At 66.5% G+C, this 14,701-nt stretch carries 13 protein-coding genes; 8 read left to right on the forward strand and 5 right to left on the reverse strand.

Annotated elements, in window-relative coordinates; translation table 11 throughout:
* Positions 1-43: 43 nt before the first annotated feature.
* A complete protein-coding gene (locus tag WMN78_RS14230) occupies positions 44-1,075 on the forward strand; it encodes an Lrp/AsnC family transcriptional regulator (protein WP_340534517.1) in 1,032 nt (343 codons plus the stop codon).
* Here WMN78_RS14230 and WMN78_RS14235 read toward each other — a convergent pair.
* The 5 genes from WMN78_RS14235 to WMN78_RS14255 are packed head-to-tail and all read right to left on the reverse strand — an operon-like array spanning position 1,072 to position 6,133.
* Positions 1,072-1,683, reverse strand: a complete 612-nt coding sequence (locus WMN78_RS14235; RefSeq protein WP_340534393.1) for a TetR/AcrR family transcriptional regulator — start codon at positions 1,681-1,683, stop codon at positions 1,072-1,074. The two genes, WMN78_RS14230 and WMN78_RS14235, sit on opposite strands and share 4 nt — an antisense overlap.
* A gap of 28 nt (positions 1,684-1,711) precedes the next feature.
* Complete coding sequence (locus WMN78_RS14240; RefSeq protein WP_340534394.1) at positions 1,712-2,977, reverse strand: FAD/NAD(P)-binding oxidoreductase; 1,266 nt, start codon at positions 2,975-2,977, stop codon at positions 1,712-1,714.
* Positions 2,974-3,168: a ferredoxin gene (locus WMN78_RS14245; protein ID WP_340534395.1), complete on the reverse strand. Its 195-nt coding sequence runs from the start codon at positions 3,166-3,168 to the stop codon at positions 2,974-2,976. Before WMN78_RS14245 ends, WMN78_RS14240 begins: the two co-directional genes overlap by 4 nt.
* Positions 3,165-4,337, reverse strand: coding sequence for a cytochrome P450 (locus WMN78_RS14250; RefSeq protein WP_340534396.1), 1,173 nt, complete (start codon positions 4,335-4,337; stop codon positions 3,165-3,167). The genes WMN78_RS14245 and WMN78_RS14250 overlap by 4 nt, the downstream gene beginning before the upstream one ends.
* Positions 4,338-4,390: 53 nt before the next feature.
* The gene (locus WMN78_RS14255) at positions 4,391-6,133 is read right to left on the reverse strand and encodes an MFS transporter (protein WP_340534397.1); all 1,743 of its coding nucleotides are present in this window, start codon (positions 6,131-6,133) and stop codon (positions 4,391-4,393) included.
* Positions 6,134-6,387: 254 nt separating this feature from the next.
* Between WMN78_RS14255 and WMN78_RS14260 the strand changes: the two genes are divergently transcribed.
* Genes WMN78_RS14260 through WMN78_RS14290 form a run of 7 tightly spaced genes read left to right on the forward strand, consistent with a single transcriptional unit; the run spans position 6,388 to position 14,641 of the window.
* Complete coding sequence (locus WMN78_RS14260) at positions 6,388-7,398, forward strand: phosphotriesterase (protein ID WP_340534398.1); 1,011 nt, start codon at positions 6,388-6,390, stop codon at positions 7,396-7,398.
* Positions 7,399-7,448: 50 nt separating this feature from the next.
* The gene (locus WMN78_RS14265; protein WP_340534399.1) at positions 7,449-8,402 is read left to right on the forward strand and encodes a phosphotriesterase; all 954 of its coding nucleotides are present in this window, start codon (positions 7,449-7,451) and stop codon (positions 8,400-8,402) included.
* Positions 8,403-8,454: 52 nt separating this feature from the next.
* The gene (locus WMN78_RS14270; protein WP_340534400.1) at positions 8,455-9,591 is read left to right on the forward strand and encodes an NAD(P)/FAD-dependent oxidoreductase; all 1,137 of its coding nucleotides are present in this window, start codon (positions 8,455-8,457) and stop codon (positions 9,589-9,591) included.
* A gap of 5 nt (positions 9,592-9,596) precedes the next feature.
* On the forward strand, positions 9,597-10,547 hold the full coding sequence (locus WMN78_RS14275) for an alpha/beta hydrolase (protein ID WP_340534401.1): 951 nt from the start codon (positions 9,597-9,599) through the stop codon (positions 10,545-10,547).
* Complete coding sequence (locus WMN78_RS14280; RefSeq protein ID WP_340534402.1) at positions 10,544-11,527, forward strand: MBL fold metallo-hydrolase; 984 nt, start codon at positions 10,544-10,546, stop codon at positions 11,525-11,527. The genes WMN78_RS14275 and WMN78_RS14280 overlap by 4 nt, the downstream gene beginning before the upstream one ends.
* Positions 11,520-13,262 (forward strand): CocE/NonD family hydrolase, encoded by a 1,743-nt coding sequence (locus WMN78_RS14285; protein WP_340534403.1) that lies wholly within the window; start codon positions 11,520-11,522, stop codon positions 13,260-13,262. Before WMN78_RS14280 ends, WMN78_RS14285 begins: the two co-directional genes overlap by 8 nt.
* Complete coding sequence (locus WMN78_RS14290; protein ID WP_340534404.1) at positions 13,259-14,641, forward strand: aromatic acid/H+ symport family MFS transporter; 1,383 nt, start codon at positions 13,259-13,261, stop codon at positions 14,639-14,641. The genes WMN78_RS14285 and WMN78_RS14290 overlap by 4 nt, the downstream gene beginning before the upstream one ends.
* The last annotated feature ends 60 nt before the right edge of the window (positions 14,642-14,701 follow it).

Genomic DNA, 14,701 nt, shown 5'->3' on the forward strand with positions numbered 1-14,701 from the left:
GCTTGATCTGGCAGGATTCATGCAGGAAAGGGTGCTTCGCGGAATGGAACTCAGTGAAGACGATCTGCAGCTGATCAACGCGCTCCAGGTCGCGCCGCGGGTCAGCTGGTCTGATGCCGCCGGCATTCTGGGCGTGCACGCCACTACGCTTGCGGCGCGCTGGGAGCGGCTGCGGACCGCCGGCGCGGCCTGGACCACCGCCCACCTGATCGGCGATCCCAAGCAGATGTGCCTGGCCCTGGTGGACGTGGACTGCGAAATGCGGCAGCGCGCCGGAGTCACCGCAGCCCTCGCGGCCATCCCCGAAGTGGTCACGGTGGAGGAAGCCGCCAGCAACCGCGACCTGATGCTGACCGTCATCACGCCCACCCTTGGCCGTTTCAGCGAATCAGTGGTGCCGCAGTTCAAGGAGATCCCGGGCCTGCTCAAGTACCGGACCGCGCTCTGCACCCGCCTGCATGTGGGCGGCTACGCCTGGCGGCTCAACGTCCTAAACAAGGCGCAGCAGAATGCCCTCAAGGCGCTCGCCGGGCCCGAGGCGTCGGGCTCCGCCCCGCCCGCCGTCCCCGGCGCCGCGCTGCCACAGAGCCACCTGGACCTTATTCCGTTCCTGGCGCGTGACGGAAGGGCGACGGCGGCGGACATCGCCCGCAGCCTGGGCCGCAGCGCGGCTACCGTCCAGCGGCAGCTCAACCGGGTGCTGTCCAGCCAGATGCTCTCCTTCCGCTGCGAGATCGCGCAGAAGTACTCCGGCTACCCGGTCACCTGCCAGTGGTTCGCCAACGTGCCGCCGGGCCAGCACGAGGCCGCGGCGGCAGAGCTGCGGGGGTTCCGCAACGTCCGCCTTGCCGCCTCCACCACCGGGCGGACCAACTTCGTGATCATCATGTGGCTGCACTCCCTGGCGGAGGTGATGAATGCCGAACTGGCACTGCAACAACGGATCCCCGGCATGGAACTGGCCGAAAGCGTGGTGGTCCTGAGCTCCGCCAAGCGGGTCGGCTGGATGCTCAACCCGGATTCAACCGCCACCGGAGCAGTGGTTCCGTCGGCAGGGGTGCGGCTGGAGGCCTAGTCGTCGCAGAGCAGGTGGTACCAGTTGTCGGCCAGTACCTCCAGCGCGTGTTCTCGGTTTGGTTCAAACTTCCGCCGCGTCCAGAGCGTGGCCACGTAGTCGAGGGAGGTGAAGGCAAGCGTTCCGCGGATGTGGTGCGTCTCCGGGGAGAAGCGCCCGGCCAGCTGCATTCCGCGGACCAGGTCGGAGATGACCTCCTCGTGCCATCCCTCGACCATGGCCCGCACCTCGCGGTCGACGGCGGCGGCCTCATCGAGCACGTCGAGGTAGGGGCGGAAGACCGGCCAGAGTGCCGCCCGCGACTCCAGCCAGGCCAGGATGCCCGGCAGCTTGCCGGCGCGCACCACGTCAACGAGGTCGGGAGCAGTGGAGCCGCTCTCCGGGCCGTCCGCACGGTCCAGTACCTCGTTGACGCGCGCCATGAAGTCCCTCATCAGATCGCTGCGTGAGGGGTAGTAGGCGTAGAAGGTCACCCGGGTGGTGCCGGCCGCGGCGGCGATCTCGTCGATGGTGGTCGCGGCGTAACCCTTGTCGGTGAAGAGCTCAAGCGCACGTTCCACGATCATGTCGCGGGTGAGCTTCTTGTGGGCTTCTCGCAACGACGACATGGATCAATCCTAACGGTGGTGTGCGGGGTCAGGCCCGGGCGGGGGTCGCCGGACGCAGGACGGGCGCCGCCGGCCGCAGCGCGGCCGGGCCTGCGTCGGCCAGCCGGCGCAGTTTGGGGACCGGGATCCGGTAGTTGAGCGCGGCGGCGGTCCCGGCACCGTCCGGATTGTCCCAGCGCAGGAGCAGCGATCCGCTCTCCGCTCCCGGTTCGCAGAAGTCGGGTTCACCCGCCACAGGCGTAAAACCGACCGCTTTGAGTGACAGTCCGAAGCCCTCCGTCCAGAAATACGGCTGGAAGTTGAATTCGGGTGCGGCGTCGCCCTGCAGCAGGCCGACGGCAGCGACCTTGGCCTGGTCGATGGCGCTCGTCCACAGGGGAACCCGCTGCACGCCGCGGCGGGTGGGGAAGAACGCCACGTCGCCGGCGGCCACGATCTCAGGCCGGACCCGGCCGCGCGAATCGACACGCAGTGACCCGTCGGTGAGGAGGTTTGAGCCGGCAAGCCAGTCAGTGTTCGGCTCGTCGCCGACGGCCGTGACCACAAGATCCGCGTGGAGTTCGGTGCCGTCGGCGAGGACAACCCGTGTCCCCGTGCCGTGGTCGACAAGCCGGGCCTTTCCTCCGCCAACCACCCGCAGTCCACGCTGGATGGCGGCGGAGGTGAAGATGTCCGCGAGATGGCCGCCGAGCTGGCGCGACAGTGGCTTGACGTCGGAGACGAGGGTGACTTCGCAGCCCATGTGCAGGCAGCCGGACGCAACCTCCATGCCGAGCGGGCCGCCGCCGATCACGATGACCGAGGGGCGCGACGCGACGCGTTCCTTGAGCAGGATCGCATCCTCGATGGTGCGCAGGGTGAGCTCCCGGGGTGAGCCGTCCTGTTGCGGTCCGACTCCTCCTTGCCCGACTCGTTGTTGCCCGCCTCCTCCATGCCCGGAGGCGAGGCGCTTCGCCCGGGAACCGGAGGCGATGACGAGGCCGTCATACGGCAGCTCACCGCCCCCGTCCAGGCGGACCAGCCGGGCGTCGGGGTCCAGGCCCGTGGCGCTGACGCCGAGCAGCTCCGTGGCGTCGTGGGTCGGCTCGGGGAGCTCGTGGGCCTGGAGGGCATCATCGCTGTTCCCGTTGACACCATGCAGCAGCGCCTTGGACAGGGCAGGCCGGCTGTAGGGATGGTGGCGCTCGGCGCCGACGACGGTGAGTTCGCCGTCGAAGCCCGCCGAGCGCAACGAGTCGCAGGCCGTGAGCCCGGCGATGCCGTTGCCAACCACCACTATCCTGCGCATCGTCATGCCGCGGCCAATCGCAGCGCGGCGACCGGGCAGACCCTGACCGCGGCCTTGGCGGCGTCCAGGTCGGCCCCGTCCACCTCCGGCACATCGATGACCAGTTCGCCGTCGTCATCCAGGTGCATCAGCTTGGGTGCGGCTTCCTCGCACAGGCCGTGTCCTTCGCAGCGCGGCCGGTCGAGTTCGATCCTCATGCTGCCACCACCTTTTCGACCTGGAGCGACTCGAAACTCCGCGTAATGTTGCTCGGCTCCCGGACCTCATCCGAGATCGTCAGTGATTTCACCCTGCGGGCAAGCGCCTCGATGATGGCATGCGCTTCCAGTTTCGCCAGGCCCTGGCCGGCGCAGCCGTGCGGTCCGTAGCCGAAGGAGAGGTGGTCCACCGGGTTGCGCTTCACGTCAAAGGTGTCCGGATTCTCGTAGTGCCGCGGGTCCCGGTTGCCGGCACCGAAGAGGATGCCCACCTGGGCGCCCGCAGGAATGGTGACTCCGTCGATTTCGACGTCGCGGGTTGCCTTGCGGCCCCAGATGTGGACCGGCGCCCAGTAGCGCAGCACTTCGGCGAAGGCTGCGGGGACGAGCTCGGGGTTCTCCCGGACCAGCTCGAACTGCTCGGGATGGTGGCCGAACAGCGCAATGATGTTCCCGATCGAGGCGATGGTCGTGTCGACGCCCGCCCCCAGGTACTGGTGGATGATGTGCCCCGCAGAGCCCTGGGGAATGTCGCCGCGTGTCTCGGCGTCGAAGATTCCGCGGCCGATTGAGCCGGGTGTGAGGTCTTCGGCGGTGACCGATGAGCACCAGCCGTACAGCTCGCCGGCGATCGGGAAGCTCTCCTGCGTGCGCCGGTTCAGCGGCCCGATGACCTGCATCGCGGCCTGGCCCCAGCGGAGCATGTTGTCCTTGACGTGCCCTTGGAAGCCAATGAGGTCTGCAACGATTTCGATCGGGAAGGCCCGGGCCAGGGAATCGACGGCTTCGAAGCTGCCGCTGGCTGCGAGCTCGGCGACGAGCTTGTCCGCCTTTTCGTCGATGATCACCTTCAGGCCGCGGAGTGCGCGGGGGGTGAGGTTCTGCGACAGCGTGGCGCGGAGCTGCGTGTGGATGGGCGGGTCGGAGGCGAGCGAGGTGCCCTGCAGTGCCTCGTTCACCATGGGGTTGAAGCCGATGCTGGTGGACGAGAAGGTTTCCGGATCACCCAGGGCGTCCCGGATGACGTCGTAGCGCGTCAGGACGTACAGGTCGTTCTTGGGCAGGTGCACCACTGCGGCCTGCTCACGGAGTGCGGCATAGGTGGGGTACGGGTCGACAAGGATGTCGTCATCCCAGATGTCGATGTCTGATTCGATGGGTGCAGTCACGGTGTTCTCCTTGCGGATGGAAGGTGTTGGGTCGACGCCGGAGGCTGTCGGTGTTAGACGGCGGCTTCGGCGTTTGCTTCGGCGTTGGCCGCAGGCGTCTCCTGGGCTGCCGCGACGGCATCGGCTGATGGTGCCGAGGACCGTGCGGAGATGAAGAGGGTGAGGACAGCGGAGAGGATCGCCGCGATGCCGGCAGCGAGGTAGACAGTCTGGAAGCCCTGTCCGAGGGAGGTCCCTGCCACGCCCTGGATCTGCGGTTGCGCGGAGGTGAGGGCCTTGACCATGCCGTCCACGGCCTGGGCGGGTGCGCCGCCCGCCGCTGCCTGGCCGGAGAACTGCGCAATGACGCCGTCCCAGCCGGAGAGGTAGCCAAGCGGCGGCACGTTCGACAGCCCGGCGACGGCGTCGGCGGGCAGTCCTGCCCCGCCGAGGATTCCGGCGAGGGGGCCGGCGAAGGCCGTGGCGCCGACCCCGAATGCAATGGCGGAGCCGATCACGGGTCCCAGGGCGAAGCCCAGGTCGCGCAGGAGGTTCGTCGTTGCCGAAGCCATTCCGATCTGCTGCGGAGGGACAGTGTTGATGGCGACGGCGGTGATGGAGCCGACGGTGAGCGCAAACCCGATGCCCAGCAGCAGCAGCGGCGGAATGAAGGCAGTCCAGGGAGTTCCGCCGAAGGCCTCCGGCGTGCCCAGGGCGAAGGTCGAGAGCCAGAAACCGGAGACGGCCATGAAGGCAAAGCCGGCGGTGAGCACCCAGCGCGGGGCCACGTGGTGGATCAGCCAGCCCACCACCGGGATGAAAGCGAAGGCCGGACCCTGGATGAAGATAAACAACACACCGACCTTCCACGCTTCGGCAAGGGCGAGCCCGCCGACGGCGACACTCGTGCTGAAGGCGATCGCGAGGAAGGCGAACATGCCGGTGACGGCAACAACGCCCGTGATTGAGTAGGCGCTGTTCTTGAACAGCGCCAGGTGGATCAGCGGCTGCTCGGTGCGTGTTTCGATGATCACGAAGGCGACCAGGAGGATGCCGCCCACGATGTAGCTTGCGATGACCTCGGCGCTGCCGAAGCCGGCGTCGACCGCCGTCACCGTGGCGTAGAGGACGGCGATCAGGCCGAGCGCGAGGGTGAACTGGCCGGGCAGGTCCAGCTTGCGTCCCTCGGCGGCAGCGGAGTCCTTCGCGCGGACCGCAACGATAATAACGACGACGGCGATCGCGGCGGCTATGTAGTAAGCCACCCGCCAGCCACTAAAGATGTTGGGCGCGCCCGCCGCGGGACCTGCCACGGTAAAAGCCTGAGCGGTCAGGCCTGCCAGCACGGGGGAGATCACCGCACCAAGCGACAGGAACCCGGCCCAGGTGGCGATAACCTTTGCCCGGGCGCGGTGGTCGGGGGTGATCGCCGCAATCATGGACAGCGAAATGGGGAAGAGGATGCCCGCCCCGATACCGCCCACCGCCTGCGCCGCGATCATCATTTCGGTGGTTGTAGCCAGCGCCGCCAGGACGGAGCCGACGACGCTGACCACAGCGCCTGCGTACAGCAGCCTCTTGCGGCCGAACAGGTCGCCCAGAAGCCCCCAACTGAGCTCAAAAACCACAATGCCCATCATGAACATACCTGCGATCCAGGTCAGGCCTGCGCCCGAAGTGTGGAATTCCACTGCAAAGGTGCCGTTGAGGGCGCCGGGCAAGGCATTGGTGATCTGGGCCAGCGTAACCGCGCTGTAGGCGGCTACGAAGGTGGCCCGTACCGAGCCGCGGCTCGCTACCGAGGTGGTCTGACTCATCGATGAAACTCCCTTGTTTCGAAGTAGATGTGGCGCTCCCCACAGTCTGGGCTAAAGTTTTACACAGTGTCAAGAGCACTTACGGAGCGTGGTCTTCGTGAACACTCCGAAGCCGAATACCCATACGCTCCGCAAATTTCCTTGACACGATGTAAAGAATCATGTGATGCTGACTACACCGCAACGGAGCGACGGCACGTTCGAACTCCGTGGCGCCCCTGCATTCAGCACCCGATCTCCAAGGGAGAAGCCAAGTGAGTCACACCACATCCTTCGACACCGGTGACGCGTTCCATGCCACGGCCGGGAAAACCGTCAACACGGTCCTGGGTCCCGTACCTGCTTCTGAACTGGGCGTAGTCGCGGTCCATGAGGCCCTGTTGTCGGTGCTCCCGGGCGCCCAGTACGCCCCCGACATTTCGATGGACCGGGTGGAGATCTTCGAAGCCCTGGCCGCGAAGCTCAAGGAATTCCGCGAGCACGGCGGGCAGACGATCGTGGACAGCACGGGCATGTTCCACGGCCGTGACCTCAAGCTCTACGAGGCGCTGTCCCGCTCCACCGGCGTCCACATCGTCGCCTCCACGGGCCTTGGCCCGGAGGAAGAACTCGGCGGGTACTTCCTGACGCCGCAGACCAACCCGCCCACCCCCTGGCCGGCAGAGAAGTTCAGCGATCTCTTCGGCAAGGAGGTCACGGAGGGGATGGTGGTTCCCCGGGTCGAGCGCCGGGCCGCCGCCGGCCTCATTGCCACCATCGCCGACCGCGCCGGAATGACCCCCACCGAGGAAAGCCTCTTCCGCGGCTCTGCCCGCGCCGCCAAGGACACCGGCGTCCCGGTCTCCGTCCGCTTCGGCGCCGACGCCCTGCACGATCTGGACATCGTCCTCGACGAGCAGATCGGTGCCGACCGGGTGCTCGTCGGGGACCTGGACCGCAGGGACGCTGCCGGCGCCGCCGTCCAGGTGGCCGGCCGCGGAGCCTTCGTCGGCATCGACCATGTGGGCCTGAATGACCACGCGGACTACCTCACGGACCACGAACGCGCCGAACTGGTGCTCGAGCTCGTCAGGGCCGGCCATGCCGACAAGATCATCCTTTCGGGCAACTCGATCGGCGTGGCGAAGGGCCTGCCGGAGTACAACCTGCCCTACAGCCACGTCCTGACCACGTTCGTGCCCTTCCTGAAGGCCCGCGGCCTGAGCGAAGAAGACGCCCGGGGCATCCTCGTGGACAACCCGCGCAACCTGCTGACCGTGCTCTAAGCACGCGTAGGCCCATTCACAAACAAGCTTTCGAACCCTGAGGTGAACGAATGACCAAGGTCAACACCGTGCTGGGAACCATCCCGGCCGAAGAACTGGAAATCGTGGCGGTCCACGAACACATCGGCTACGGCATGCCCGGATCCGAACTGGACACCAAATGGTGGAAGTCGCCGGAGCAGGCCTACGAGGAAACCGTGCCGAAGCTGCGGAAATTCCGCGAGTACGGCGGCGGTACTTTCGTGGACGCCACGGGCATCTGCAACGGCCGCGACGTGGACTACTACAAGTCCTTGTCCCGGAAGACGGGCGTGCACATCGTGGCTTGCACCGGCTTCGTGGGCGGCGACACCGCCCTGCCGCACTTCTCCCGCGCGACCGTTGACTACCTCACGAAGGTGTTCATCCACGAGATCACCGTCGGCATCGGCAACACGGGTGCCAAGGCCGGAGTCATCAAGGTCGGCGTGAGCCGCGGCGGACGAATGACGGAACTGGACAAGCGCATCTACCGGGCCGCCGCCCGCGCCGCCGTCGTCACCGGTGCACCGATCCTGACCCACCTGGCCATCGACCCCGAACCGGCAGTGACCATCTTCAACGAAGAAGGCCTCTCGCTCGACCGCGTGCTCTTCGGCCACGCCGATGACGGCCTCAACGCTCCGATCACTCCGCACGATTGGATCTACGAGCAGGGCGGCCGGATCGGTTTCGACACGTTCGGCTACGACCTCGAACTGCCGGATCCGCCGTTCTGGGGCCGGAAGCGCGCCGAGCGCATGGAGCACTTCGTCAAGCTCGTGAACAAGGGCTATGCGGACAAGCTCCTCGTCTCGGCCGACGCAAACTGCAGCCCGCTGGGCTGGCCGGGCGTGAAGGGCCACACCATCAACTACATCTTCGAGGACATGATCCCCGACATGCGGGCGGCCGGCATCGACGACGCCACCCTCAAACTCCTGCTCGAGGACAACCCGGCCGACTTCCTGTCGCTGCACGCCTGACCCCGGACAAACCCCCAAAAAAACTTACCCTGTCAAGAAAGAGGCTCATCCAATGAAGGCTGACGAAATCAAAAACCTTAAGATCGCCATCATCGGCGCAGGCTACGGCGGCGCCGCTGCGGCCAAGGCCCTGAGCCTGCTCGGTGCAGACGTCAAGGTCTACGAACAGGCACCCCAGATGGGGGAGGTCGGCGCCGGCATCGGCCTGCGTCCCGCCACCATGGCCCGCTTCCGCGAGTGGGGCATCTTCGACGCGGTGGCCAAGGTCAGCTCGCCGAGCGATTACTTCGAGATCCTCACGGCCACCGGTGATCCGATCATGAAGGACACCTGGCCGGAGTCAGGCGACGAGAAGCAGACCTACCTCATCCACCGCCGCGACTTCATCGAGGCACTGCTCAGCGTGCTCCCCGAGGGCATGGTGCAGCTCGGCCACAAGCTGCAGGCCATCGAGGAAAAGGACGGCCGCTCCGTCCTGACCTTCACCAACGGGGAAACCGCCGAGGCCGATCTGGTGGTCGGTGCTGACGGCATCAAGTCCACGGTGCGCGAGCAGCTGTTCAGCGACAAGGGCCCCGTCTTCTCCGGCGAGCACGCCTACCGCGTGGTGATCTCCGCCGATGACGCCCATGGCATGGTGGTCGATGACAACCTGCGGATGTACATGGGCCGGGGCACGAAGGTCTACCTGCTGCCGCTGCGCCACCGCAACCAGATGTCCTTCGACATCACCGCCCTGAACCCGGACGGCACCTGGGCGCCCGCTATCACCAAGGAAGAACTCCTCAAGACCGTGGAAGGTTTCGACGAGCGGATCGTGGGGATTGCCCGCGGCCTGGACATGGACACCGTGAACATCCGTGCGGTCTACGACATCGACCCCGTCGACTCATGGCACACCGACTCCGTTGTGCTCATGGGCGATGCGGCGCACTCCATGCTGCACCACCAGGGACAGGGCGCGAACTCCGCCATTGAGGATGCGGGAGCACTGGCCGACGCGCTGGCCGAAGCCGGTTCGGTCAAGGAGGCGCTGGCCCTGTTCCAAGCAACCCGCAAACCGGTGACCGACGAGCTGCAGCGCATTTCCCGCCAGGGCTGGAGCGAGGAAGAAGTCAATGATGTCTTCCCGGGCCAGAAGCCCACGTCCCAGCAGCCCGCCGCAGTCAACGAACCAGCAAAGGCCTAAGCGCTATGACCATCCATCCGGAGATTGGCAAAATTCTCGCAACCCTGCCGGCACCCGATGGTTCGCCCTTGAACCCTGAGGCAATGCGCGACGGCGAGGCAGCCCAGGTGCCCCCTCTCGACCAGCGGTTGCCGCTGCACGCCGTCGAGGACGCCACCGCTGTGACGCCGTCGGGCGGCGTGCCCGTGCGCATCTACACACCGGCCGAGGCGGACTCCTACGGCCTGCTGGTCTACTTCCACGGCGGCGCATTTTTCCTGGGCAGCCTGGACACGCATGACCACGTGGCCCGGGCCCTCGCCAAGGAAACCGGCCACAAGGTCATCTCCGTCGGCTATCGCCTGGCCCCCGAAAATGCTTTTCCGGCGGGCCTCGAGGACTGTTACGCGGTGGTCCGCTGGGCCGCCGAGCAGGGCGACAGCCTGGGCTGGGACGGGAAGAACCTCGCCATCGCCGGCGACAGCTCAGGCGGCAACTTCGTGGCCGCCGTCGCCGCCAAAGCGCACGACGACGGCTTCGACCGGATTACCCACCAGGTCCTGTTCTACCCGTCGCTGGACCTGGACTTCGACGTCGACCGCTACCCCTCGCTGCGGGAGAACGCTGAGGGGTACGGGCTGGAGACGGCGGGCCTGTTGCCGTTCAACTCCTTCTACCTCGGGAGCGGGGCGGACCCGGCGGACCCGCTCGTCTCACCCATCAAGCGCGAGGACCTCGCCGGACTGCCCGCAGCCCTGGTCATCACGGCTGAGCACGACCCCCTGCGGGACGAAGGCGAACTCTACGGCCGGCGCCTGTTGGAGGCAGGCGTCGACGCAACGGTCAGCCGCTACGAGGGAGCCAACCACGGCTTCGTCCAGAACTTCTTCTGGATCCCGGAGTTCTACCGGGCGTTCGAGGAGACAGGTGAATTCCTGAACGCGGGGCCCGGGATTGACGGGAACACGGGGCAATGACGGCGCCAGTGGCCGTTCACCCCATGGTCTCCCCGTGGGGCCGGTTCGGTCTCTACAGCTTCTTCATCGACGCCCCGGAGCCCGCCATCGTGGACACCGGAATCGCGTCCTCGCCGGCCGAAGGCATGGTGCCGGCACTGGAGGCGATCGGCCGCCGGATCGAGGACGTCCGCTGGATCTTTTTGACCCACGGACACATCGATCACGTCGGCGGCGCCTACGCCCTGTGGGAGCTCACCGGACGGCGTGCGCAGGTGGTGATCCACGAGGCCGACGCACCGATGCTCCGCTCGCGCCGGGCCCACGTGGACGAATACCTTTCCGGACGTGGGCAGTATCTGCACGACCCCGAGGGTGAGGCGAAGCTGACGGCGGCCACCAACGCCGTCATCTCGGGCGAAATGGAGCCGACCATGGTGGTCCGGGGCGGTGAGACCATCTCCCTCGGCGGCGACGTGACCGTCTCAGTCCACGCGATTCCGGGGCACACCCCCGGATCGGTGGCATATGTCATTGACGGCCAAAACGACGTGTTCGTGGGCGACGCCGTACAGGTCCACGGCGCGGCCAACGGCTTCCCGGGATATGTGGACCCTGCCGGCTACCGTTCCAGCCTGCAGTACCTCAGCGACGAGGTCCGTCCGCGGCACCTCTACCTGGGGCACCCGTACCGCCGCGCCGACGGCACGCCCTACGGCGTGGAGCTCGACGCCGGCCAGGCCCGGGAAGCGCTCCAGGGAAGCCTGGAGATCGAGGCCCGCGTCAATGATGCGGCCTGCGGCTGCCTGGCTGCCGGGCTGGAGGAGACGGACTCGCCGTACTCGCCTTTCGCCCGGGTTGCCGCGGACCTTGGGTATGCGGGGGACCCCGCCCTGGAGCCGTCCCCGTTCTTCACGACGCTCCACGGCTACTGCACGACGCCGGACCAAGCGCCAATGGACCACTTGACCGAAGATGAGGAGATTAGCACTCATGGATGACTTCCAGTTACTGAATGCCGGCGGGGAAAAGATCGCCGTCCGCAAGGACCTCCGGGTCCCGATGCGCGACGGCGTCGAGCTCGCCGCGGACGCCTACCAGGGCACCGATGACAAGCCGCGCCCGGCGCTGGTCGCCCTGAGCCCTTACGGCAAGGAACTGCAGGCGCTCGCTCTCACCACCCCGCCGCAGCGGCGGCCCAGCCCGATGTGGGACGGCTGCATCGAGGCCGGCGACATTGCCCGCATCGTCAAGGAGGACTACGTCCACGTCATCGGTGACCTGCGCGGGTCCGGCCACTCCGGCGGGGAGCACATCGGCAACTACAACGCCGGCGGTGTTCCGCTGGGCCAGGATGCGTACGACTTCATCGAGTGGGTCGCCGAGCAGCCGTGGTGCGACGGCAACGTCGGCATGGTGGGAATCTCCTACTTCGGCTCCATGCAGGTGCTGGCAGCAGCCGAGCGGCCGCCGCACCTGAAGGCAATCTTCGTTTCGGGCGGCCACTACGACTTCTACGAGACCACCTACCACGGCGGCGTCATGTGGTTCATGCCCCGTGCCGCCCGCGAAGGCCGCGGCGGCGACTCCGGCTGGGCGTTCACGGACAACGTGAAGTCCCGCATGATCGAGAAGTACCCGCCCGGGGAGCTGAAGAAGCTCGTCGAGAAGCGGCTGCAGGACCCGGACGTGGCCGCCTGGCCGAACCTGGTCCACGTCCTGAATTACCCGAAGAACCACGAAGCCTGGTTCGACATCGTCATGAACGAGCTGGACGGGGAGTGGTACGAGGAACGCAACCCCGTCACGCTGGCCCCGAACATCGACATCCCGGTGTGGCTGCAGCTCGACCAGGGCCGCGGCTGGACCCTGGACGGCACCATCGAGCTGTTCAACGAGCTCAGGGGCCCGAAGAAACTGGACATCGGCCCCTACCCGCCCATGCAGTCGCGTCCCTTCATCGAGGAGCACGACAAAATGTTCCGGTGGTACGACTACTGGATCAAGGGCATCGATAACGGCGTGATGGACGAGCCCGCCGTGAGCGTCTTCGTGGAGGGCTCCCGCGAGGTTGTCACCGCGGACCAGTGGCCGCCGAAGGACGTGGAGTACACGTCGCTGTACCTGCGCCCGCGCCACGCGCTGTCCACCGAGCCCGAGCCGATGGGTGCCGAATACGCCGTCCCGGACGGCTTCTACCAGGCGCCGCTGACCGTGACCGACAAGGTGGAGATCATTAGCTGGTCAACTCCGGTCTTCGAGGAGGCCACCGAGATGATCGGCGCCGGTGCCGCCCACATCTTCGCGGAGATCGACCAGCCGGACACCAACTTCATCCTGCGGCTCTGGGACTACGCGCCCAGCGGCAAGCGCCAGCTCATCACCAGCGGCTACCTCAAGGCCTCGCACCGTGAACTTGACGGCCGCACCACCGAGGGCAATCCGTACCACCCGCACACCCGTTCCGTGCCTGTGGAGCCGGGGACGGTCGAGGAATACGTGCTGCGCCTCTACCCGTTCGCGAACACGTTCATGCCGGGCCACAAGCTGACGGTGGAGCTGTCCAACGCCGAACCGCTGGCCGACGAGCACAATGCGCTGCTGCCGCCGGACGCCTTCCACCTGCCGGTGGGCCGGCCCGTCACGCACAAGATCTACCGCGACGCCGCCCACCACTCCCGGCTGGTCCTGCCATTCACCACAAAGGGCAAGACACCGGAAAGCCAGTTGCCATGACAACGGTCAATGTCAGGGAATTCATCGGCGGGGCGCGGTTCAACCGCTTCCACGCCGGAATGTTGTTCTGGGCCTGCTTCATCATCACCTTCGACATGTACGACCTGGTGGTCTACGGATCGGTGCTGCCCGTCCTGATGAAGCAGTGGTCCCTGGGGCCCGTCGAGGCGGGAGCCATTGGCAGCTACGGCCCCGTCGGCATGATGGTCGGCGCCATCCTGTTCGGGATCCTGGCGGACCGGTTCGGCCGGAAGAAGGTCCTCACGGCCAGCATCGTTCTCTTCAGCTCCGCAACCGCGCTGAGCGGATTCGCCCCGGGACCCGTCGAGTTCTCGGTCCTGCGCGTCCTGGGCGGCCTCGGAATTGGCGGCATCCTGCCCAGTGTCATCGCCATGCTGACCGACTACGCGCCGAAGAACCGCGCCAACACCCTGGTGGCGATCGTGATGTGCTTCTTCTCGGTCGGCGGCATCCTGGCAGCCTTCGTCGCGATGCTCCTGCTACCGGCGTTCGGCTGGCAGAGCGTCTACTGGGTTGCCGTGCTTCCCCTGCTCTTCCTGCCGTTCATGATGAAGTATTTCCTTGATTCCCCCGCGGTCCTGTTGGAAAAGAAGCAGTTCGAGGCGCTGCGCTCCGCCCTGTCCAAGGTCAACCCCGGGGCGGCGCCGGGACCGTCGGTGGAGTTCACCGGAGTCCAGGAGAAGGAACCAGGCAGCCCGGTGGGTGCGCTGTTCAAGAATCGCCGCGCACTCGGGACGCTCATGATCTGGGTTGCCTTCTTCATGTGCCTGCTCATGGTCAACGGCTTGACCATCTGGCTCCCCCAGCTGATGGTCGAGGCAGGGTATGCCCTGGGTTCCAGCCTGACGTTCATGATCGTCCTGAACGTGGGGGCCATCGTCGGCACCCTGGTGCTCGGAAAGCTCTCGGACACCTGGGGTGTGAAGCGGGTGCTCGTCCCCATGTTCGTGATCTCCGCCGTCTCGCTGACCCTGCTGGGGTTCGCCGACAACATGGTGGTCCTGCTGCTGCTCGTGGCTCTCACCGGCGCTTGCACGATGGGAGCACAGAATATCTCCTACTCCTTCGTGTCCCAGTACTACCCGTCGTTCATGCGCTCGACGGCGATCGGACTGGCATCTGGCGTCGGCCGGATGGGGGCCATCGTCGGGCCGACGTTTGGAGGCATTCTCCTGACCCTCAAACTTCCGGTTGAGATGAACTTCCTGTTCTTCGCGATCCCGGGGCTCATCGCCGCCCTGGCCTTCCTGTTCGTTCCACTAGCCGTAAAGTCGAGTGGCCGGCCGGCAGGGCACAAGGATCAGGACGAAAGCAACGTGGAACCCGTCGCCGGGGACACTGTGGCGGTAGCCCCCTAGGGAAGTCGCGACAAAAGCAGCGCACAAGATCGTCGGGCCGGATTGCCCGCACGCACCTCG

It is taken from the genome of Arthrobacter oryzae (assembly GCF_037911235.1).
Classification (GTDB): domain Bacteria; phylum Actinomycetota; class Actinomycetes; order Actinomycetales; family Micrococcaceae; genus Arthrobacter; species Arthrobacter oryzae_E.

Bases quoted from the DNA above. Each gene is read 5' to 3' on its own strand.
- WMN78_RS14230 (WP_340534517.1), top strand. From the start codon at position 44: ATGGAACTCAGTGAAGACGATCTGCAGCTGATCAACGCGCTCCAGGTC.
- WMN78_RS14235 (WP_340534393.1), bottom strand. From the start codon at position 1,683: ATGTCGTCGTTGCGAGAAGCCCACAAGAAGCTCACCCGCGACATGATC.
- WMN78_RS14240 (WP_340534394.1), bottom strand. From the start codon at position 2,977: ATGACGATGCGCAGGATAGTGGTGGTTGGCAACGGCATCGCCGGGCTC.
- WMN78_RS14245 (WP_340534395.1), bottom strand. From the start codon at position 3,168: ATGAGGATCGAACTCGACCGGCCGCGCTGCGAAGGACACGGCCTGTGC.
- WMN78_RS14255 (WP_340534397.1), bottom strand. From the start codon at position 6,133: ATGAGTCAGACCACCTCGGTAGCGAGCCGCGGCTCGGTACGGGCCACC.
- WMN78_RS14265 (WP_340534399.1), top strand. From the start codon at position 7,449: ATGACCAAGGTCAACACCGTGCTGGGAACCATCCCGGCCGAAGAACTG.
- WMN78_RS14270 (WP_340534400.1), top strand. From the start codon at position 8,455: ATGAAGGCTGACGAAATCAAAAACCTTAAGATCGCCATCATCGGCGCA.
- WMN78_RS14275 (WP_340534401.1), top strand. From the start codon at position 9,597: ATGACCATCCATCCGGAGATTGGCAAAATTCTCGCAACCCTGCCGGCA.
- WMN78_RS14280 (WP_340534402.1), top strand. From the start codon at position 10,544: ATGACGGCGCCAGTGGCCGTTCACCCCATGGTCTCCCCGTGGGGCCGG.
- WMN78_RS14285 (WP_340534403.1), top strand. From the start codon at position 11,520: ATGGATGACTTCCAGTTACTGAATGCCGGCGGGGAAAAGATCGCCGTC.
- WMN78_RS14290 (WP_340534404.1), top strand. From the start codon at position 13,259: ATGACAACGGTCAATGTCAGGGAATTCATCGGCGGGGCGCGGTTCAAC.